Here is a 19,819-nt window from a genome sequence, read left to right on the forward strand (position 1 = left end):
TCACCAACACCGCTGAACGTGCGCCGCCTTCCCCCACTCTCCTCGCTCCGTGCCTTCGAGGCCGCGGCGCGCCACGCCAGCTTCAAGCGCGCGGCAGAAGAGCTGGCCGTGACGCCCACGGCCGTGAGCCACCAGATCCGGGCGCTGGAAGAGTCGCTCGGGCTGGCGCTCTTCGCGCGGGCGGTCCGCCAGGTTCGGTTGACCGAAGCCGGCGCGCAGCTGTATCCGGTGCTGCAGCAGGGCTTCGATGCCTTCGAGGCGGTGCTGCTGCGCCTGCGGCAGCCGAACCGACGGGCCCAGGTCACGATCTCCGCGACCAATGCCTTCACGGCGAAATGGCTGATCCCGCGGGTCGCCGGCTTCCACGCGCTGCATCCGCAGATCGACCTGCAGCTGCACGCTTCCGACGAGGCCGTGGACCTGGGCAAGCGCCAGGTGGACATCGCGGTCCGCTACGGGCGTAGCCCCTATCCCGGCCTGGTGGCCGAGGTCCTTTTCGAAGACAGCTACGCGCCGGTGGCCAACCCGCTGCTGCGCGTGGCCAGCGCCGCGGATCTGGCCACGGTGCGGCTCATCCACTTCGACTGGAAGAGTGCCTCACCGACCCACCCGACCTGGGACCGCTGGTTCGCCCACGCGGGATGGCAACCGGACGCCGCGCTGGGCCAGCTGCGCTACTCCGACGAAGGGCATGCGATCCAGGCGGCCGTGGCCGGCCAGGGGGTCGCGCTGCTGAGCCTGGCGATGGTGGCGCAGGAGCTGGCCTCAGGCCAGCTCGTGCAGCCCTTCGGCCCCGCCATCGCCGGCCACGCCTACCACCTGGTCACACGCGCCGACCACGGCCCGGCGGCAGCGACCAGCGCCGTGCTGGCGTGGCTGCGGTCGCAGGCGCCGCCAGGCTGAGGGCGCCGGCTGGCGCTAGGCGCCGGGCCCATCGCCGGCCAGGTCGCCGGTCAGGTCGCTGGTCAGGTCGCTGGTCCACCGGTCGGTCGCCACCATCTCTTCGAGCGGCCGGCCATGGCGCCAGTCCTGCAACTCCAGCATGGGCTTCGGATAGAACGCCGGCACCGGCCCCAGGCACAGCACGGCGATGGCTTGCGCGCCTTCGGGCAACTGCAGCAGCTGCCCCAGCGCGGCCGGCTCGAACAGCGAGACCCAGCCCATGCCCAGGTTCTCGGCCCGCGCCGCGAGCCACAGGTTCTGGATCGCGCAGGCGGCCGAGCACAGCGCCATGTCGCGCGGCATGGTGCGCCGGCCGAACAGCGTGCCGTCGTCGGGCGCCAGCACCGCCACCAGCAGCTCGGCGCAGTCGCGCACGCCCTCGACCTTGAGCGCGAGGAACTCATCGGAGCGCTGCTGCATGGCAGCGGCCGTGGCCAGCCGCTCCTGCTCGACCAGTTGCGCGATGCGCTCGCGCAGCGCCGGATCCTGCACGCGGATCAGCCGCCAGGGCTGCATCAGGCCGACCGAGGGCGCGCAATGGGCGGCCCGCACGACACGCGCGAGCACCTCGTCCGCCACCGCCTCTCCGGGCACGAAATGCCGCATGTCGCGGCGCTCCTGCAGCACGCTGTAAAGGCTCGCCCGGTCTTGCGCGCCGAAGCGGGTTGGCGGCTGGCCATCGGGCGTGGACATGGGGCTTTCAGGCAGGGGCATGGGTGGGGATTTTCAGCGACCGGGAAGAAGCCGCGGCAACCGCGCCGGGCTAGACTGCTGGCCGACGCCGCGCGACCCCTGACCAACCGCCATCGATGCTCCCGAAGAACCGTTCTCCTTTTGCCCGCGGCCTGCACACCTGCGCAACCGCCGTGCTCGCCCTCACGCTCCCCGGCACCGCCATCGCCCAGAAGCGCTACGACCCTGGCGCCAGCGACACCGAGGTCCGCATCGGCCACATCGGCCCCTACTCGGGCCCGGCTTCGGCCTACGGCACCATCGGCAAAGCCGCCAGCGCGTACATCGCGAAGGTCAATGCCGAAGGCGGCGTCCACGGCCGCAGGATCGTGCTGCTCAGCGTGGACGACGGCTACAACCCGGCCAAGACGGTCGAGCAGGCACGCAAGCTGGTCGAGCAGGACGAGGTGCTGGCGCTGTTCGCCCCGCTGGGCACGGCGCAGAACCTGGCGATCCAGCGCTACATGAACGCGAAGAAGGTGCCGCAGCTGTTCGTGGCCACGGGGGCCACGCGGTTCGGCGATGCCAAGGCCTTCCCCTGGACCATGGGCTGGCAGCCGACCTACCAGGACGAGGCCCGCATCTACGCCCAGCACATCCTGGCCACGCGGCCGAATGCCAAGGTGGCCGTGCTGCTGCAGAACGACGATTTCGGCAAGGACTACCTCAAGGGCTTCCTGGACGCGCTGGGCGACAAGGCCGCCACCATGGTCGTGGCCCGCGCCAGCTACGAGGTGACCGACGCCACGGTGGACAGCCAGATCATCGCGCTCAAGGCCAGCGGCGCGGACGTGTTCTTCAACATCGCCACGCCGCGCTTCGCGGCGCAGGCCATCCGCAAGGCCGCCGAAACCGGCTGGCGGCCGCTGCAGTACCTGGCCAGCGTGTCGATCTTCGTGCAGGCCGTGCTCAAGCCGGCCGGGCTGGACAACGCCACCGGCGTGATCTCCGCCTCGTTCATCCGCGACCCGGACGACGAGACGCTGAAGGACACGCGCGAACTGGCCGACTACCGCACCTTCATGCAGCAGTACTACCCGGCCGGCGAGGCCAGCGACTTCCTCAACGTGCTGGGCTACTCCACCGCGCAGACGCTGGTGCAGACCATCCGGCAGGCCGGCGACGACCTCACGCGCGAGAACCTCATGCGCCAGGCGGCCAACCTGTCGATGGTGCTGCCCATGCTGCACCCCGGCATCGAGGTGAAGACCGGCCCGGACGACTACCGGCCCATCGAGAAGGTGCAGCTGGTGCGCTTCAACGGCACGCGGTACGAGGCCATGGGCCGGCCGGTGGGACGCTGAAGGAACGCAGCCGCGCCATCCTCTGGATCGCATCGCCTGGCCCGCGGGCCTGGCCACACCGTCTGTTCCGCCCACCCGGCCGCGTGTCGGCCAGACAGCACAACACGCAAGTTGCTCCATCAGAATGGGACGACACGCCCCTGGGCGCCCTCTGTCGAAGGACCTCCATGCCGGATATCGCCGTGTTCCTCCAGTCGGTGAAGTTGCCCGTGATGTCGGAGGTGGCGCACGCACTGATCCGCACGCTGAACGACGACAACGCGTCCAACCAGGAGGTTGGGGCCATCATCGCCAGGGACGCCGCACTGACCGCAAGGCTGCTGCGGCTGGCCAACAGTGCGAGCTTCGGCCTGAGCCGGCGGGTCGCCACGCTGGACGATGCGATCGCCCTCGTCGGCATGGGCCGGGTGCGTACCCTGGGGCTGGCTGCCTCGATGGGCGATGCGTTCCCCGTGGTCGACGGCCTGAGCCGCACCGAGTTCTGGCACAGCTGCATGGTCAGCGCCGGCTACGGCCAATGGTTGTCGTCGCAGATCGGCCTGGACACCAGCCACGCCTGGCTGGCCAGCATGATGGTGCGGCTGGGCGAACTCATGATCGCGCAGGCCCAGCCGGCCAGCCTGGCCGAGATCGAGAAGCTGCCGCACCCGCCCGGCGGTCGTTGGGAGCGTGAGACACGGCTCACCGGCTTCAGCGAAGGCCAGATCACGGCCGAACTGGCACGGCGCTGGAACTTCCCGGCCGAGATCGTGCACGCGCTCGACGCGGCGTCCGACCCGATGGCGAGCAAGCCCTTCGACCGGCTGGCCGCCGTGGTGCATCTGGCCATGCTGCTGGCTGACATGCCGCCCGGCGGACCCGAGATGCTCGACGCGCTACCGGCCGAGGTGGTACAGGCATTGCAGCTGCGGACCGAATGGATGCGCGCCAGATTCCCTGCGCCGGAGTCGTTCATCGACCTGGATTGACGGGCCCGCCGGCCCTCCAGAACGCCGGCGCCGCTCGGCCGCCCGGCTCGCTGGACGAGCCCCCGAGGTTCAAAACCCCAGCCGCAGCCCCACGCTGAACACCGCCTTGCGCTCCGCGCGCCCCAAGGTGCCGTCGATCTGCACGTTCTTGAAGATCTCGCGGCGCAGGCCGAACTGCAGCGTGGGCTTGCCGTGCTGCTGGCCGAACGCCTCGACATGGGCCGTCACCGCACCCAGTTCGAACTCCTTGGCCACGCCCCAGGTGGCATGCGTGCCGCCGCCGTCGGGCCGGTGCGCGCCCAGGTTCAGGTGCAGCGGGCCGCCGTCCAGGTTGCAGGTGACGAGGCCGTTGACATAGGTGGCGTCGCCGCGCTCGCGGTGCAAATGCATGCGACCGACCACGGCGCCCGCGTTGCAGCCGCCTTCCACCGAGGGCGTGAGCCGCATCTTGGCCTGCACGGCCGTGCTGGTTTCGGGCACGGAGAAGTTCCGCTCCACGCCCACGCCCAGTTCCAGCCAGTCCAGCACGCCCACGCCCAGCGCGCTCGTCCACAGCCGGTCGCGGCCGGCCGGGCGGGCGTACCAGCTCTCGAGCTGGCCGCCGCCGACCTCGGCCACGTTGGCATCGTCCACCGTGAGCGGGCGACCGGCCCAGGCCGGAGCCGAGACCGTCGATGCGGCCAGCAGCCAGGCCGCCGCGCGGCATGCGCGCTTCATGTCGCCTGCCGCCGCAGGTCCAGCGCCGCCGGGCTGCTGCCCGGCAAGCGGAACGCCGCCACCGCGTTCACCAGGCCTTGCGCCTGGCCCTTGAGGCTGCTGGCCGCCGCGGCGATCTCCTCGACCAGCGCGGCGTTCTGCTGCGTGCTGCGGTCCATCTGCGTGACGGCGTCGCCCACCTGCGAGATGCCGGCGGCCTGGCCGTCGCTGGAGGCGGTGATCTCTCCGACGATGTCGGTCACGCGGCGGATCGCCGCGACGATCTCGGCCATGGTGCCGCCAGCGCTGCCGACCAGCCGCGTGCCGGCCTCCACGCGCTGCACGCTGGTGCCGATCAAGGCCTTGATTTCCTTGGCCGCCTCGGCCGAGCGGCTGGCCAGCGAACGCACCTCGGACGCCACCACCGCGAAGCCGCGGCCCTGCTCACCTGCGCGCGCCGCCTCCACCGCGGCATTGAGCGCGAGGATGTTGGTCTGGAACGCGATGCCGTCGATGGTGCCGATGATGTCGGCGATGCGGCGCGAGGATTCCTCGATCTCCTGCATGGTGCGCACCACCTCGCCCACCACCGCCCCTCCCTGGGCGGCCACGGTGCTGGCCTTGGCGGCCAGCGCATTGGCCTGGCGCGCGCTGTCGGCGTTGTGCAGCACGGTGGCGCGCAGTTCCTCCATCGAGGCCGAGGTCTCCTGCAGCGCGCTGGCCTGCTGCTCGGTGCGCATGCTCAGGTCCTGGTTGCCCTGGGCGATCTCCACACTGGCGTGGGCCACGCTGTCGGAGTTGTGCTGCACGCTGCGCACGATCTCGCTGAACTGGGCCTGCATGCGCGCCATGGCAGAGAGCAGGCGCCGCGTCTCGTCGTTGCCGTGCGCTGCCGCGCTGACGGTGAGGTCGCCATGGGCCAGGCGGTCGGCCATGCCCACGGCATCGGCCATGGGCCGCTCCATCTGGCGCGTGAGCCAGACGGCCGCGCCGACGAGCAGCACCGCCGCCACGGCCAGCGCCAGCACCACCTGCAGCGCCGCGGTCTGCACGCTGCGCGCGGCTTCGTCGCGCACGACCTGGCCATTGCGCTCGATGGCATCGGCCTGCGCGGCCATCTGCGTCTCCAGGTCGGAGAAGGCCTTCTGGAACGCTGGATAGGCCGCCTGCGCGGCGCCGGCATCGCTCCCGGCCAGTTGCTGGATGCGCTGCGCCGCCGCGGTGTAGGTGGACACCAGCGGCAGCGTGGTGGCCACGACGCGCTTGACCTCGTCCGAGGTGGGCAGCTCCTGCAGCTGCGCCAGCGCCTTCTGGAAGGTCCCGGCATGGGCCACCAGGTCCTGCTTCGCCTCGGCGATCTGTGCAGCGTTGCCGCCCTGCGCGCCCAGCAACGCCAGCAGCACGTCGCCGCGCACGGCGTCGTGCATCATGTCGGCCTCCTGGCTGCTCTGCAGCGCCGTGCCGAGGTCGACCGCACGGCCGATCTCGGCGGCCAGCCGGTTGCCATTGAGCAAACCGATCGCCCCGACGAGGCCGGCCATCACGACGCCGACCACCCCCAACCCCAGCACCTGGCTGCGCAGCTTCATCGCGGCTTTCCTTTTGTGGGCGGAACCCGCGGCCATTTCATCAGCCGGCCGGCGCGCCGGCCACCGGCCGCCGACGAAGGGCGGCGCTGGCGGACCGAACGGTGCGGCCATGACGCCAAAACCACAGCCGCAAGCCCGTTGGATACTTTTGTGCGGCCGCGTCCATGGCGCTGGCCTCCCGCGCCGGATGGCCTTGCGAGCGACCGCGGGCGGCAACTTGGCGACAATCGCGCCCCGCTTCCCAACCGCACGCCACGCCTCTTGTCTTCGCTCCCGCCCATGCCCAAGCCTGACTTCTCGGCCCACACGCCGATGATGCAGCAGTACCTCACGCTGAAAGTCGACTTCCCCGACACGCTGGTCTTCTACCGCATGGGGGATTTCTACGAGCTGTTCTACGCCGACGCCGAGCGCGCCGCGGCGCTGATGGACATCACGCTCACGCGGCGCGGCCAGTCGGCCGGCGAGCCCGTCACGATGTGCGGCATCCCGTTCCATGCGGTGGAGAGCTACCTGGCCAAGCTGATCCGGCTCGGCGAGTCGGTGGCGATCTGCGAGCAGGTCGGCGAGGTGACGGGCAAGGGCCCGGTAGAGCGCAAGGTGGTGCGCGTCGTCACGCCCGGCACGCTGACCGACACCGCGCTGCTCGCCGACAAGACCGAGTCGGTGCTGGCAGCCTTCTACCCCGGCCCGCGCCAGCGCTGTGGCCTGGCCTGGCTGGCGCTCACGCAGTCCGAACTGCAGTTGGCCGAGTGCAGCATGGACGAACTGCCGGGCTGGCTGGCCCGCATCGGCCCGGCCGAGCTGCTGCTGCCGGCCGACGTGCCCGATGCGCTGGAGGCCCGCATCCGCAGCCTGCGCCTCACCACACCGCAGGGCGGCCCGCTGGCGCTGTCGCTGCGCCCTGCATGGCAGTTCGATGGCGCGCTGGGCCAACGCAAGCTCTGCGAGCACCTGCACGTGGCCAGCCTCTCGGCCTGGCATGCCGAAGGCCTGCCGCAGGCGCATGCCGCGGCATCGGCGCTGCTGGCCTTCGCCGAGCACACGCAGGGCCAGGCGCTGTCGCACCTGCAGGCGCTGCGCGTGGCGCGCAGCGACGCGGCCATCGACCTGCCGCTCAGCACGCGGCGCAACCTCGAGCTGGTGCAGACCCTGCGCGGCGAGGACAGCCCCACGCTGTTCTCGCTGCTGGACACCTGCATGACCAGCATGGGCAGCCGCTTGCTCAAGCGCTGGCTGCTGGAGCCGCAGCGCGACCGCAGCGAAGCACACGCGCGCCTCCTGGCCACCGCCGTGCTGCGCGACGCACCGGGTGCCGGCCACTACGCCAAGCTGCGCGGGCAGCTCAAGGGCACGAGCGATGTGGAACGCATCACGGCGCGCACCGCGCTGGGCCAGGTGCGCCCGCGCGAACTCGTGGCGCTGCAGCTGGCGTTGCAGCGCGCCGGCCTGCTGGCCGACAGCATCGACGGCCTGACCGGCCTGCTGGCGCACATCCGCCAGGACCTGCAACCGCCGCCCGACTGCGCGGCACTGCTGGCCGCTGCCATCCTCGAGGAGCCGGCCGCGCTGGTGCGCGACGGCGGCGTGATCGCCACCGGCCACGACGCCGAGCTCGACGAGCTGCGCGCGATCCAGAACAACTGCGACGCCTTCCTGCTCGACCTGGAGACGCGCGAGCGCGCCCGCACCGGCATCGGCAACCTGCGGGTGCAGTTCAGCAAGGTGCACGGCTTCTACATCGAGGTCACGCAGGGCGCGCTCGACAAGGTGCCGGCCGATTACCGCCGGCGCCAGACGCTCAAGAACGCCGAGCGCTTCATCACGCCCGAGCTCAAGGCCTTCGAAGACAAGGCGCTGTCGGCGCAGGAGCGCGCACTGGCGCGCGAGAAGTGGCTGTACGACCGGCTGCTGGGCCAGCTGCAGGCCTTCGTGCCCGCGCTGTCGCGCCTGGCCCAGGCCATGGCCGCGCTCGACGTGCTGTGCAGCTTCGCCGAGCGCTCGCTGACGCTGAACTGGTGCGCGCCGCAGTTCGTGAAAGAGCCCTGCATCGAGATCGAGCGCGGCCGCCACCCGGTGGTCGAAGCGCGCCTGGCGGAGACCTCGCAGGCCGCCTTCATCGCCAACGACACGCGGCTGCACGTGAAGCAGCGCATGCAGATCATCACCGGCCCCAACATGGGCGGCAAGTCGACCTACATGCGCCAGGTGGCGCTGATCGTGCTGATGGCCAGCATCGGCAGCCACGTGCCGGCCAGCAGCTGCCGGCTCGGCCCCATCGACGCGATCCACACGCGCATCGGCGCGGCCGACGACCTGGCCAACGCGCAATCGACCTTCATGGTCGAGATGACCGAGGCCGCGCAGATCCTGCATGGCGCAAGCCGCCACAGCCTGGTGCTGATGGACGAGATCGGCCGCGGCACCTCGACCTTCGACGGCCTGGCGCTGGCCAGCGGCATCGCCGCCCAGCTGCACGACCGCACGCAGGCCTTCACACTGTTCGCCACGCATTACTTCGAGCTGACCGAGTTCCCGGCCAAACACCATGCGGCGCAGAACGTGCACGTGAGCGCGGCCGAATCGGGCGGCGACATCGTGTTCCTGCACGAGATCCAGGCCGGCCCGGCCAGCCGCAGCTACGGCATCCAGGTGGCGCGGCTGGCCGGCATGCCGGCCCCGGTGCTCCACCATGCGCGCCACACCCTGGAAGCGCTGGAGCAGCAGGCCAGCGCGAGCCAGGCGCAGATCGACCTGTTCGCGCCGCCGCCCGCAGCCGCCGTGGCCGAACCCAGCCCCGTAGAATCCGCGCTGGCCGGCATCGACCCCGATGCGCTGACGCCGCGCGAAGCGCTCGATGCGCTGTACCGCTTGAAGAACATCGCCCGCCGCGAACAGGCCACCCTCGCCGCCAACACCCCCACACCATGACCTACTGCGTCGCACTCAAACTCAACGCCGGACTGGTGTTCCTGTCCGATTCGCGCACCAACGCAGGTCTCGACCAGATCAGCACCTTCCGCAAGATGATCGTGTACGAGCGCGCGGACGACCGCTTCATGGTGCTGCTGTCGGCCGGCAACCTGTCGATCTCGCAGTCGGTGCGCGAGATCCTGCAGGTCGAGCAGTTGCGCGAGGACGAGGACAGCGAGCCCATCACCATCTGGAACGCTAAGAGCATGTTCGATGCCGCGCGCGTGCTGGGTGCGGCCGTGCGCCGCGTCTACGACCGGGACGCGGCCTCGCTGCGCCAGTCGGGCGTGGAGTTCAACGTCTCCATGATCTTCGGCGGCCAGATCAAGGGCGAAGGCATGCGGCTGTTCCAGGTGTACTCGGCCGGCAACTTCATCGAGGCCACGCCCGAGACGCCCTACTTCCAGATCGGCGAATCCAAGTACGGCAAGCCCGTGCTGGACCGCGTGATCACGCCGGACACGCCGTTGGACGAGGCCGCCAAGTGCGCGCTGGTGTCGATGGACTCCACGCTCAAGTCCAACCTCTCGGTGGGCCTGCCGCTGGACCTCGTGGTCTACGGCGTGGACGATTTCCGCACCGACAAGGTGGTCTGCATCGACGACCAGAACCCCTACTTCCGCATGCTGCACGGCTCCTGGGGCCAGAAGCTGCGCGAGGTCTTCGACAGCATCGAAGACCCGCAATGGACCGGCGGCCCGACCGAGCTGCCGCTGATGGTCGCAGCCAGCCGCGGCAAGCCGCTGCGCAAGATCACCAACCCGGACGAGCGCCTGATTTGAGCGCTGCCGCGGGCGGGCGCGGGCTGATCGTCTTCTCGCACGCCAACAGCTTCCCGGCCTCGACCTACCGCGTGCTGTTCGCGGAGCTGCGCGCCCGCGGCTTTCGCCTCGCTGCGGTCGAGAAGTACGGCCACGATCCCGCCTACCCGGTCAGCAACAACTGGCCGCACCTGGTGCAGCAGCTGGTGGACTTTGCCACGCAGCAGACCGAAGCCCGGAGCGAGAAGGCCTGGCTGGTGGGCCATTCGCTGGGCGGTTTCCTCAGCGTGATGGCGGCCGCGCGCGCGCCGCAGCTGGCGCGCGGCGTGCTGCTGATCGATTCACCGCTGATCGGCGGCTGGCGCGCCACCACGCTGGGCCTGGCCAAGCGCACGCCGCTGGTGGGTTCGGTCTCGCCCGGCCGCATCAGCCGCGCGCGGCGCAATGCCTGGCCCGATGCGGCGGCGGCGCTGGAGCACTTCCGGCACAAGAAGGCCTTCGCCAAGTGGGCACCCGAGGTGCTGGCCGACTACATCGCCCACGGCACGCACGATGCGCAGCACGAGGGCCAGGCGCGCCGCGTGCTGTCCTTCGACCGCGACGTGGAGACCGCCATCTACAACACCCTGCCCGACCACCTGGACCGCCTGCTGCGCCGCCACCCGCTCAAGTGCCCCGTGGCATTCCTGGGCGGGCGCCAGTCGGCCGAGATGCGCCAGGTCGGCATGGCCATGACGGCGCGCATCGTCGGCGCCGACGGCAAGGGCGATCCGGGCCGCGTGATGATGCTGGACGGCAGCCACCTGTTCCCGATGGAACGGCCGCTGGCAACGGCCGCGGCCATCGAGGCCTCGCTCGCCAACATGGGCGCTTAGCCGGCTTTCGGCGCCAACGGGTGCGCGATGCGGCCGTCGCCATGCGAGGCCAGCACCTGCGCGACGACCACGTGGTAGCCCGCCAGCCAGCGCGCCTGCTGCTGCTTGGCCGCGCGGTGCGTGGGGTGCTGCATGAGCTGCTCCAGCGCTGCCATGCTGTCCCAGTAGTAGCTGTTGGCGACCAGGCCCGTGGACGGGTTCTCCCAGCTTTCCTCGCCCAGGTAGCCGGGGATGGCACGCGCAAGCTCGGCGATGGCCGCGTCCGTCCGGTGGAACTCTGCGTCGAACGCGCCCGGCGCGAAGGTGAAGGTGGAGACAAACATGCGCGCCGCCTCAGAGGGTGCGGCGCATGGCCTGCGCGAGTTCGGCATGGTCCAGCGCGTCGAGCCGCACGGCGGCGCCTTCGCGGTCGCGCGGCTCCTTGTTCTGGCTGAGCTTGGACTTGCCGACCAGGCGCGTGACGCTGATCTCGATGCCCACGATGTGCTGCAGCAGGCCGTCGATGAATGCGGGCGCGGAGTCGCCCATGCGCCAGGGCTGCGGCTCGGCCGCCTCGTGCCGGCGCGTGAGCCGGGCGACCAGGCCGCGCACGAAGCGCTCGTCGTCGCGGATGGCGAGGACGCCGTGGGCGTGCACCACCTCGTAGTTCCAGGTCGGCACCTGGCGGTGCGCCTCGTGCTTGCTCGGGTACCAGTTGGGCGAGATGTAGGCCTGGGGGCCATGGAACACCACCAGCACGGGCGTGCCCGTCGGGCAGCGCTGCCACAGCGGGTTGGCGCGTGCCACATGGGCCGTGAGCAGGCCCAGCGGGCCGGTGCCGGCATCGAACTCGAACGGGATGTGCTCGGCGTCCAGCCCATCCGGGCCGTGGTTCACGAGCGTGCCCAGCGGATAGGCCTGGACCAGGCGCTGCAGTTCGGCGGGCCGTTGTTCGGCGAAGTGGGCGGGCAGGTACATCGTGGTGCTGGGCGAGAGGTCGACAGGCCGCACTGTGGCGCACGACCGGCACAATGGGAAGAACCAGTTTCATCACATTCGCATGGACCAGTTGCAGCGTCTCACGGGCACCGGCGCCGGCCGCCGCATCTACCAACTGCTGCGTGCGCAGATCGCCGACGGCAGCCTGCCGGCCGGTGCGCGGGCGCCCTCCACACGGGCGCTGGCCAGCGAGCTGGGCGTCTCGCGCACCACCGTCACGGCGGTCTACGAGCAGCTGGCGGCCGAGGGTTTCCTGCTGACATCGGGCGGGCGCGCGGCGCGCGTGGCGACACCGCCGGCGCCGGTGGCAGCGCCTGTGGCGCGCAACAGGCGCGCCGGCCAGGTGCCGCCCGTGCTGTCCGCCTTCGGCCACCGCGTCGCGGCCATGGCGCTGCCGGTGCTGGCGACGGACACGCCGCCCCGCATCGATTTCCTGTACGGCGCGCTGGCCCCGCGCGACTTCCCGGTGCTGGCCTGGCGGCGCGCCTACCAGGCCGAGCTGCTGCGCCAGCAGCCCAGCCTCTACTACGCCGCACCCGAGGGCGATGCCGCGCTGCGCCGCGCGTTGCAGGCCTACCTGCACCGCGCGCGCGGCCTGGCCTGCGCGGCCGAGCAGATCCTCGTGGTGCACGGCGCGCAGCAGGCCATCGACCTGTGTGCGCGTCTGCTGCTCGACGCCGACGACGCCTTCGTCTTCGAAGACCCCGGCTACCTGATGGCACGGTGCAGCTTCGAGGCCACCGGCGCGCAGCTGCTGGCCGTGCCGGCGGACGCCCAGGGGCTGGACACCGCGCGCTTGCCGCAGAAGGCGCGGGCGCGGCTGGTCTACGTCACGCCCTCGCACCAGTTCCCCCTGGGCGGCGTGCTGCCGATCGCCCGGCGCATGGCGCTGCTGCAATGGGCGCAGCGCCAGCAGGCCTGGGTGGTCGAGGACGACTACGACGGCGAGTTCCGCTACGGCCAGCGGCCGATCGCGGCGCTGCAGGCCATGGACACCGACGGCCGCGTGCTCTACATCGGCACGGTGTCCAAGGCCTTGTCGCCGCAGCTGCGCCTGGGCTACATGGTGTTGCCGCCGCCGCTGGTGCCGGTGTTCCGCCAGGCCAAGCGCCTGGCCGACCGCCATGCGCCCGTGCTGGAGCAGCGCGTGCTGGCCGCGCTGCTGGACAGCGGTGCCTACGAACGCCATGTGCGGCGCATGCGCCGCAGCCATGAACGCCGGCGCGCCGCCCTGCTCGAGGCGGTGGCGCAACTGCCCGGCGGTGCCCGGGTGACCGGCACCGCTGCCGGCCTGCACGTGGTGCTGTGGCTGCCGGCGCTGCGCCCGCGGGACGAGGCGGCGCTGGCGGCGGCGGTGCGCCAGCGTGGCGTGGGCGTGTACCCGGTCTCGCCATTGTTCGCCGGGCCGGCCGGGCACAGCCGCCCCGCGGGGCTGGTGCTGGGTTATGCCGGGCTCACGGCCGAGCAGATTGCGCAGGGCATGGCGGTGCTGGCCGCGGTGTTGCGCGAAGGGCTGCGCGGCTGACGCGGCTCGGGCGCCGAGCGCAGCGGTGCCGAGCTGCGACCGCTGCAGCATGCCGGTGATCTGCCGCGCGCTCGCATGGATGGCCTGCATGGCCGGGCGCGAACCTCCCGAGGGTGCCGGCAGGCAGATGCGCCATGCCCGGGCCGCTCACCTGGCGGCCGCCGCGATCAGGCCCGCCAGCGCCGCCGCATCGCCGCCGACAGGGATCGCCCCCATGCCCTGCAGGCGTTCGCGCATGGCGGGGCCTGCCACGGCATGGCGGGCCGCCACCTCCAGGCGCGCCACGATCTCCGGCGGCGTGCCGCGGGGCGCGAACAGCGCGAACCAAGCCACGGCCTCGAATCCGGGGTAGCCGGATTCGGCCACCGTCGGCAGTTCCGGCGCGAGCGCCAGGCGCTCGCGCGAAGACACGGCCAGCGCGCGCAGCTTGCCCTCGCGCACCAAGGGCAAGGAGGCGGCATTGGCGAAGAACATCGTCACCCGGCCGCCGACCACGTCGGGCAACGGGCTCGCGCTGCCGGGCACGTGCACCATCTCCAGCCCGGCCGCGCGGCTCAGCATCTCGCCACCACGGTGCGACGAGGTGCCGTAGCCGGCCGACGCATAGCTCAGCCCCCAGGGCCGGCTGCGCGCCAGGGCCACCAGCTCCTGCAGGGTGCGGGCCGGTACGTCGTTGCCCACCACGAGGATGCTGGGGCTGACCGCGACCTGCGAGACCGGAACCAGCTCAGTGGTCGGGTCATAGGGCAGCTTCACGCCGAAGCGGGCATCTCCGACGATGGCGGCGTCGCCGGACAGCACCAGCATGTAGCCATCGCCAGGGGCCTTGGCGACGCGGCCCACGCCGATGGTGCCGCCGGCTCCGGGCAGGTTCTCCACGACCACCGGCACGCCCAGGCTCTGCGTGAAGCTCTCGGCCAGCGCGCGGCCGATGGCATCGGGTGCCGTGCCGGCCGCGAACGGCACCACCAGGTGCATGGGCCGCACCGGCCAGGCCTGCTGGGCCAGCGCCAGGCCAGGCACCGCGCTGCACCAGAGCATGGCCACGGCGAGCCAGGCGCGGCCGGGCAAGCCGCGCAGGCGGGGAAACGGAAGGGCGGTCGATGGCATCGGCATGGCATTTCTCCTGCATGAAGTTCGGTCGCCAATGCTCCGTGCAAAGCCCAGGAACGCACTGAGCCGGACCGCAACGATTCCTGAGGATTTCATTAACATGCCCCGCAGCTCGTCTTGCCCGCCCACCGTGACGTCTCCTTCGGACACCTCTGCCTTCGCGCTGGGCCCCTGGCGGGTGGACCCACAGCTCGACACCCTGCACGACGGCCAGCACAGCGTCAAGCTGGAGCCGCGCACCATGCGGCTGCTGTGCGTGCTGGCGCAGGCCCAGGGCGGCCTGGTGCGCACCGAGACCTTGCTGGACACCGTCTGGCCGCAGGTCGTCGTGACTCCGGGATCGCTGTACGAGGCCGTGGCGCAGCTGCGCAAGATCCTCGGCCCGGACGCCATCGCGACGGTGCCGCGCAAGGGCTACCGCCTGGCGCTGCTCGCCGCGCCGAGCACACCGGTGGGCATGGTGGCGGCGCCTGCGCTGGGGCCGCATGCGCTCGCGGTGCTGCCGCTGCGCGCACGCCAGCTGCCCGACAGCCATGCCTTCATCCGCGAGAGCCTGCTCGACGAGCTGATCGCCGAGTTGTCGCGCCATCCGCAGCTGGTGGTGGTGGCACTCGGCACCATGCTGAGCTACGCCGGCCAGGAGCACCTGTCCCCGCAGCAGATCGGGCGCGAGCTGGGCGCGGCCTACCTGGTGGACGGGCTGCTGGAGCTGCGCGGCGACACGCTGCGCGTGCGCGTGCAAATGGTGTCGACCGCGCAAGGCACGCAGAGCTGGGTCGATGCGGTGGAGCTGCCGCTGGCCGCCTGGTGGGACACCGGCGCCCTGGTCGCCGGCAGGCTGGCGCGTGCGCTCAATCTGGAACTGCTCGACCAGGCCGCGCGCGCGCCCGCGCCCGCGCTCCCGGGACCGGACGCGTCGCAGGCGCAGGCCCTGGCCAGCCGGGCCTGGATCGCGCTGTTCGCCCGCCCCGAAACGCGCGAGGTCACGGCGCAGGCGCAGGCCTGGGCCGAACAGGCGATCGCGCTGGCGCCGGCGCTGCCGCTGGCCTCGACCTGCCTGGCGTTCTGCCATTGGCGCCAGGCGCAGTTCGGCTGGGGCGCCGTGGCGGCGGCGGCGCAGCGCGCGCTGGCGTTGCAGCACGCCGAACAGGCCGTGGCGCTGGATCCGCGGGAGCCCGATGCGCACTACGTGCTGGGGCTGGTGGCCTACAGCCTGGGCCAGGCCGCGCGCGCCGAAGAGTCGCTGCGCCACTGCATGCGGCTGTCCGGCTCGCATGCACCCGCGCACGGCCTGCTGGCGCTGATCCGCACCCGGCGCGGCCACCCGCAGGAGGCGGCTGCGCTGTGCGCGCGCGCCTTTGCGCTGAGCCCGCGGGAGCCGCTGCGGGTGGTCTGGCATCTGGCGCTCGCCTGGGCGGGATTGGCGCTGCACGACTATGCGGCCGCACTGGAAGCCTCGCAGCAGGCCATGGCGGTGAACCCGGACTTCGGCACCGCCTACCTGACCGGCGCCGCGGCCGCGCAACAGCTCGGGGCCACCGAGGAAGCCCGGGCCTGGGTGGCCTTCCTGCGCCAACGCACCGCCTTCACCAGCCTGCAGGCCGTGCGCGAACGCCTGCCACCCGCCCGCGAAGCCGCGCACCGCGAACAGATGGACCAGCTGCTGCGCCTGCTCGCCGCGGCGGGCATGCCGTAGCGAACGGCATCTTCAGAAATCCCTGAGGGCGGCCTGAGGACGCAGCGCCGGCCGCGCGCAACACTGCATTCACGCCGGCACGGTGCCGGCGGGAATCCGCAGGAGCCCCCATGCGCACACCCCACCCCGCCGCCTTCGCCTTCCTGGCGCCATCCCATGCCCGCTACCTGGCCGTGCTGGACTGGAGCTTCGCCGTGCTCAGCACGCTGCGGCTGCTGACCTACCTGCCGACCATGTGGGCCATCCACCACCAAGGCGACTCCAGCCAGCATTCGCTGCTGACCTGGCTGGTCTGGGTGGGCGCGAACGCGGCCATGGGGGCCAGCCTGTATGAACGCAGCGGCCGCAGGCTGAACAAGCTGGTCCTGGTCAACGCCGCCAACGCACTCCAGTGCCTGGCCACCGCTGTGCTCGTGGCCTGGTACCGCTGACCGCCGCGTGCGCCAGCCGCGCACCTCGGCTCAAAACAAACTTGCAGCGATGTTGATGCTGAACGCCAATATCGTTGCGTTGAATGCGAACGACAGCAGCGTCTGCAGCAGCACCACGCGCCGCATCGCCACGCTGCTCACGCTCACGTCGGAGGTCTGCGAGGCCACGGCGATGGTGAACGAGAAGTACAGGAAGTCGCCGTAGTTGGGCCGGAAGCCGGCATCGTCGTCCGGAAAGCGCAGGCCCTTGCCATGGCTGCGGTAGTAGACGCTGGCATAGCTCAGCGCGAACACCATGGGCAGCAGCGTCCACGAGCCCACGACAGTGGCCAACGCCAGCAGCACATGCGGCCAGGCATGCGGCACGCCGGGCAGCTTGGCGGCCGAGAGTTCGAACACCACACCGACCAGGCTCGCCACCGCGGCCAGGCTGACCAGGGCCAGCACCGTGGCCGCGCTCTCGGCCTGGGCAACGGCCGCCCGCTGCACACGGCCATGGTCGGCGCGCACCATCATGCCGGCCAGCAGCACGAGGTAGAGCCAGACTGCCACGTTCCAGCCCAGCAGCGCGCGCGTGACCAGGTTGGGCGCGGGCAGCAGCAGCGCGCAGGCCAGGCCCGCGGCGCACGAGCCGACCAGGTAGGGGCGCACGCGCAGGTGCTGCAAGAGGCGCGACATGGCGTGCTACAGCAGGTCGGCCTTGGCCAGCGCCGGCACCTCGGCGATGCGCTCGGCCACGGCGGCGCAGGCGGCCAGCAGCGGTGCCACATAGGCCTTCGCGGGGTCGTCCTTCTGGCGGAACACCAGCGTGGTCACGCTGATCGCAGCCACGGGCCGGCCGTCGGGCCCGCGCACGGCGGCGCCGAAGCAGTAGACGCCGTTCTCGTGCTCCTCGCGGTCGGTGGACCAGCCCGCGGCCGCGGTGGCGGCGAGCTCGGCCTCGAAGGCGCCGCGCTCGGTCAGCGTGTGCCCGGTGTGGCGCGGCAGCGGCAGGCCCTTGAGCAGCGCGGCGCGCTCGGCCGCGGGCAGCGCCGCCAGGTAGGCCTTGCCCACGGCCGTCACGTGCAGCGGCACGCTGGTGCCGATGCGCGAACTCATGCGCACGGCCGAGGGGCTTTCCAGCTTCTCGATGAAGACCATGCTGCGGCCATTGGGCACCGCCAGGTGCACGGTCTCGCCGGTGATGTCGCGCAGGCGCTTGAGTTCGTCCATGGCCGCGAGCCGCAGGTCGGAGCGGCCCCAACTGCGCGCAGCCAGCTGGATCAGCCGCGGGCCCAGGGCGAGGCCGTGCGTGGCAGCGTCTTCCACGAGCATGCGCTCGGCCACCAGGCCGGCGACGATGCGGTGCACGGTGGGCCGCGGAAAGCCCGTGGCGCGCATCAGCGCGGCCACGTTGGGCGGCTGCTCCGCATCGGCCACGAGCTGCAGCACGCGCATGAACTTGCCGAAGGCCTGGGTGCCGGCGACGGCAGGCAGGGCCGCGTCGTCGGGTTCGGGGGAGAGGTCGGGCGCCGTGGTCATTGCGGCGCGGATTATCAAGTCACCATGTAACCGCCATCGACCGGCAGGATCACGCCCGTCATGAAGGCGGCCGCGGGCGTGCACAGGAACACGGCCGCGCGGGCCACGTCGTCGGGCGTGCCCCAGCGTGCCAGCGGCGTGCGCGCGAGGATGGGGCCGGCGCGCGCCGGGTCGTCCTGCAGCGCCTGCGTGAGCGGCGTGGCGATCCAGCCCGGCGCCACCGCGTTGACGCGGATGCCGTCGGGCGCATAGGCGATCGCCAGCGACTTGGTCAGCTGCGCCACGCCACCCTTGCTGGCCGCATAGCCCGGCACCAGGCCGCCGCCGAAGAAGCTCAGCATCGAGGCGGTGTTGACGATGCAGCCACGCCGCGCCTTGAGCCGTTCGCGCGTGGCCGTGCACACGCGCATGGTGCCCGTGAGGTTCACGTTCAGCACGCGCTGGAACACTTCGAGGTCGTGCTCGGCGCCGCGCTGGATGATGCCGGCGCAGTTGAAGACGATGTCGAGTTCCGGCATGTCGGCCAGCGCGGCGTCCAGGCTCGCGGCGTCCGTCACATCGCACTGGCGCGGCTCGACGTTGGCTGCCAGCGTGCCGTCGCCCGCGCCCAGGCCCAGCGCCGTGACCTCGGCGCCCAGGGCGGCCAGGTGGTTGGCGATGACAGCGCCGATGCCCTGCGTGGCACCGGCGACCAGGGCGCGCTTGCCCTTGAGGAGGTCTGCTTGGTAGGTCATCCGGCCTTGATTCCCAGCTTGGTGATGAGGTCCTTGAAGTACGCGTTGTCCTTCTGGATCTTGGCCTTGAACGCCACGTCGTCGGCGTAGACGAAGCCCAGGTTCTGCTTGTCCAGCGTCTCGCGGAAGCTCGGTTCGCTGGAGGCCTTGAGCGCGAGGTCTTTCAGGTAGGCCACCACCTGCGGCGGCGTGCCCTTGGGCGCAGCGATGCCGCGCCAGGTGCCGATCACAAGGTCGATGCCGCGCTCTTTCAGCGTGGGCACCTTCTCGAAGCCCTTCACGCGCTGCTCGGCCATCACGGCCAGCGTCTTGAGCTTGCCCGACTGCACATGCGTGGTGACCTCGGCCGGGCTCACGGCCACGGCATCGATGTGGCCGCCCAGCAGCGCCAGCACGCCGGGGCCTGCGCCCTGGAAGGGCACGTGGTTGAACTTCACGCCGGTCTTGTCCTCCAGCGCGGAGGCCGCCAGATGCCAGATCGAGCCGGGGCCGGCATTGCCCATGCCCATCTTGCCGGGCTCCTTTTTCGCGGCGGCCAGGAACTCCTCGACGGTGTTCCACGGTGCATCGCTGCGCACGGTGATGGCCGCCTGGTCGGCGTTCAATTGCGCGATGGGCTGCAGGTCGTCGGCCGTGATCTTGCCGATGCCGATGTGCGCCAGCGTTGCCAGTTCCACGGTGATGATGGCCAGGCGGTAGCCGTCGGGCTTGGCGTGCATCACGTCCTGCCAGCCGATGGAGCCGCTGGCGCCGGGCTTGTTGACGATGATGAAGCTCTGCGTGGTGTGCTTGCGCGTGGCGTCGGCGAAGGAGCGCGCCAGCGCGTCGGTGCCGCCACCGGGCTGGAAGGGCACGACGAGCTCGATCGGCTTGTTCGGAAATTCGGCTTGGGCGAAGGCCGTGCCGGCCAGGAACGGCAGCCCAGCCAGGCTGGCGAACTGCCTGCGGGACAGGAAATCGGACATCGAAAAGTCTCCTTGG

19 protein-coding genes are annotated in these 19,819 nt (G+C 71.4%); 9 read left to right on the forward strand and 10 right to left on the reverse strand.

Annotated features, from left to right (window positions below; all coding sequences use genetic code 11):
* Positions 1-18: 18 nt before the first annotated feature.
* Positions 19-903, forward strand: a complete 885-nt coding sequence (locus tag DES41_RS01475; RefSeq protein ID WP_245965536.1) for a LysR substrate-binding domain-containing protein — start codon at positions 19-21, stop codon at positions 901-903.
* Between the two features lie 15 nt (positions 904-918).
* On the opposite strand, the gene bluB is transcribed toward DES41_RS01475, so the two are convergent.
* Positions 919-1,656, reverse strand: coding sequence for a 5,6-dimethylbenzimidazole synthase (gene bluB / locus DES41_RS01480; protein ID WP_170168068.1), 738 nt, complete (start codon positions 1,654-1,656; stop codon positions 919-921).
* Positions 1,657-1,751: 95 nt separating this feature from the next.
* Between bluB and DES41_RS01485 the strand changes: the two genes are divergently transcribed.
* Entirely contained in the window at positions 1,752-2,978 is a 1,227-nt protein-coding gene (locus DES41_RS01485) for an ABC transporter substrate-binding protein (protein WP_114465261.1), read from the forward strand.
* Between the two features lie 167 nt (positions 2,979-3,145).
* Positions 3,146-3,946 (forward strand): HDOD domain-containing protein, encoded by an 801-nt coding sequence (locus DES41_RS01490; protein ID WP_114465262.1) that lies wholly within the window; start codon positions 3,146-3,148, stop codon positions 3,944-3,946.
* A gap of 69 nt (positions 3,947-4,015) precedes the next feature.
* On the opposite strand, the gene DES41_RS01495 is transcribed toward DES41_RS01490, so the two are convergent.
* Entirely contained in the window at positions 4,016-4,663 is a 648-nt protein-coding gene (locus tag DES41_RS01495) for a hypothetical protein (protein WP_114465264.1), read from the reverse strand.
* Complete coding sequence (locus DES41_RS39510; protein ID WP_114465266.1) at positions 4,660-6,231, reverse strand: methyl-accepting chemotaxis protein; 1,572 nt, start codon at positions 6,229-6,231, stop codon at positions 4,660-4,662. Before DES41_RS39510 ends, DES41_RS01495 begins: the two co-directional genes overlap by 4 nt.
* A gap of 279 nt (positions 6,232-6,510) precedes the next feature.
* On the opposite strand from DES41_RS39510, the gene mutS reads away from it, so the two are divergent.
* From mutS to DES41_RS01515, 3 genes are read left to right on the forward strand one after another with little or no spacing between them, the layout of a single operon-like run.
* A complete protein-coding gene (gene mutS / locus DES41_RS01505; protein ID WP_114465268.1) occupies positions 6,511-9,162 on the forward strand; it encodes a DNA mismatch repair protein MutS in 2,652 nt (883 codons plus the stop codon).
* Positions 9,159-9,986, forward strand: coding sequence for a proteasome-type protease (locus tag DES41_RS01510; protein ID WP_114465270.1), 828 nt, complete (start codon positions 9,159-9,161; stop codon positions 9,984-9,986). Before mutS ends, DES41_RS01510 begins: the two co-directional genes overlap by 4 nt.
* Positions 9,983-10,840, forward strand: a complete 858-nt coding sequence (locus DES41_RS01515) for an alpha/beta hydrolase (protein ID WP_245965538.1) — start codon at positions 9,983-9,985, stop codon at positions 10,838-10,840. The genes DES41_RS01510 and DES41_RS01515 overlap by 4 nt, the downstream gene beginning before the upstream one ends.
* Here the strand turns inward: DES41_RS01515 and DES41_RS01520 are convergent.
* Positions 10,837-11,163 (reverse strand): antibiotic biosynthesis monooxygenase family protein, encoded by a 327-nt coding sequence (locus tag DES41_RS01520; protein WP_114465274.1) that lies wholly within the window; start codon positions 11,161-11,163, stop codon positions 10,837-10,839. The genes DES41_RS01515 and DES41_RS01520 overlap by 4 nt on opposite strands.
* A gap of 10 nt (positions 11,164-11,173) precedes the next feature.
* On the reverse strand, positions 11,174-11,797 hold the full coding sequence (locus tag DES41_RS01525) for an FMN-binding negative transcriptional regulator (RefSeq protein ID WP_114466775.1): 624 nt from the start codon (positions 11,795-11,797) through the stop codon (positions 11,174-11,176).
* 82 nt (positions 11,798-11,879) lie between these two features.
* On the opposite strand from DES41_RS01525, the gene pdxR reads away from it, so the two are divergent.
* Positions 11,880-13,343, forward strand: coding sequence for a MocR-like pyridoxine biosynthesis transcription factor PdxR (pdxR, locus tag DES41_RS01530; RefSeq protein WP_114465276.1), 1,464 nt, complete (start codon positions 11,880-11,882; stop codon positions 13,341-13,343).
* Between the two features lie 147 nt (positions 13,344-13,490).
* Here the strand turns inward: pdxR and DES41_RS01535 are convergent, their stop codons facing one another.
* Positions 13,491-14,459: a Bug family tripartite tricarboxylate transporter substrate binding protein gene (locus DES41_RS01535; RefSeq protein WP_170168069.1), complete on the reverse strand. Its 969-nt coding sequence runs from the start codon at positions 14,457-14,459 to the stop codon at positions 13,491-13,493.
* Positions 14,460-14,586: 127 nt separating this feature from the next.
* On the opposite strand from DES41_RS01535, the gene DES41_RS01540 reads away from it, so the two are divergent.
* Both DES41_RS01540 and DES41_RS01545 read left to right on the forward strand, forming a co-directional pair.
* Complete coding sequence (locus tag DES41_RS01540; RefSeq protein WP_170168070.1) at positions 14,587-16,152, forward strand: winged helix-turn-helix domain-containing tetratricopeptide repeat protein; 1,566 nt, start codon at positions 14,587-14,589, stop codon at positions 16,150-16,152.
* 110 nt (positions 16,153-16,262) lie between these two features.
* Positions 16,263-16,583, forward strand: a complete 321-nt coding sequence (locus DES41_RS01545) for a hypothetical protein (RefSeq protein ID WP_114465280.1) — start codon at positions 16,263-16,265, stop codon at positions 16,581-16,583.
* Between the two features lie 30 nt (positions 16,584-16,613).
* Here the strand turns inward: DES41_RS01545 and DES41_RS01550 are convergent, their stop codons facing one another.
* From DES41_RS01550 to DES41_RS01565, 4 genes are read right to left on the reverse strand one after another with little or no spacing between them, the layout of a single operon-like run.
* Positions 16,614-17,261: a DUF1345 domain-containing protein gene (locus DES41_RS01550; RefSeq protein WP_114465282.1), complete on the reverse strand. Its 648-nt coding sequence runs from the start codon at positions 17,259-17,261 to the stop codon at positions 16,614-16,616.
* 6 nt (positions 17,262-17,267) lie between these two features.
* Complete coding sequence (locus tag DES41_RS01555) at positions 17,268-18,104, reverse strand: IclR family transcriptional regulator (protein WP_114465284.1); 837 nt, start codon at positions 18,102-18,104, stop codon at positions 17,268-17,270.
* A gap of 14 nt (positions 18,105-18,118) precedes the next feature.
* Entirely contained in the window at positions 18,119-18,838 is a 720-nt protein-coding gene (locus DES41_RS01560; protein ID WP_114465286.1) for an SDR family NAD(P)-dependent oxidoreductase, read from the reverse strand.
* The gene (locus DES41_RS01565) at positions 18,835-19,803 is read right to left on the reverse strand and encodes a Bug family tripartite tricarboxylate transporter substrate binding protein (RefSeq protein ID WP_114465288.1); all 969 of its coding nucleotides are present in this window, start codon (positions 19,801-19,803) and stop codon (positions 18,835-18,837) included. The genes DES41_RS01560 and DES41_RS01565 overlap by 4 nt, the downstream gene beginning before the upstream one ends.
* Between the last annotated feature and the right edge of the window lie 16 nt (positions 19,804-19,819).

It is taken from the genome of Pseudorhodoferax soli (assembly GCF_003337555.1).
Taxonomy (GTDB): domain Bacteria; phylum Pseudomonadota; class Gammaproteobacteria; order Burkholderiales; family Burkholderiaceae_C; genus Pseudorhodoferax; species Pseudorhodoferax soli.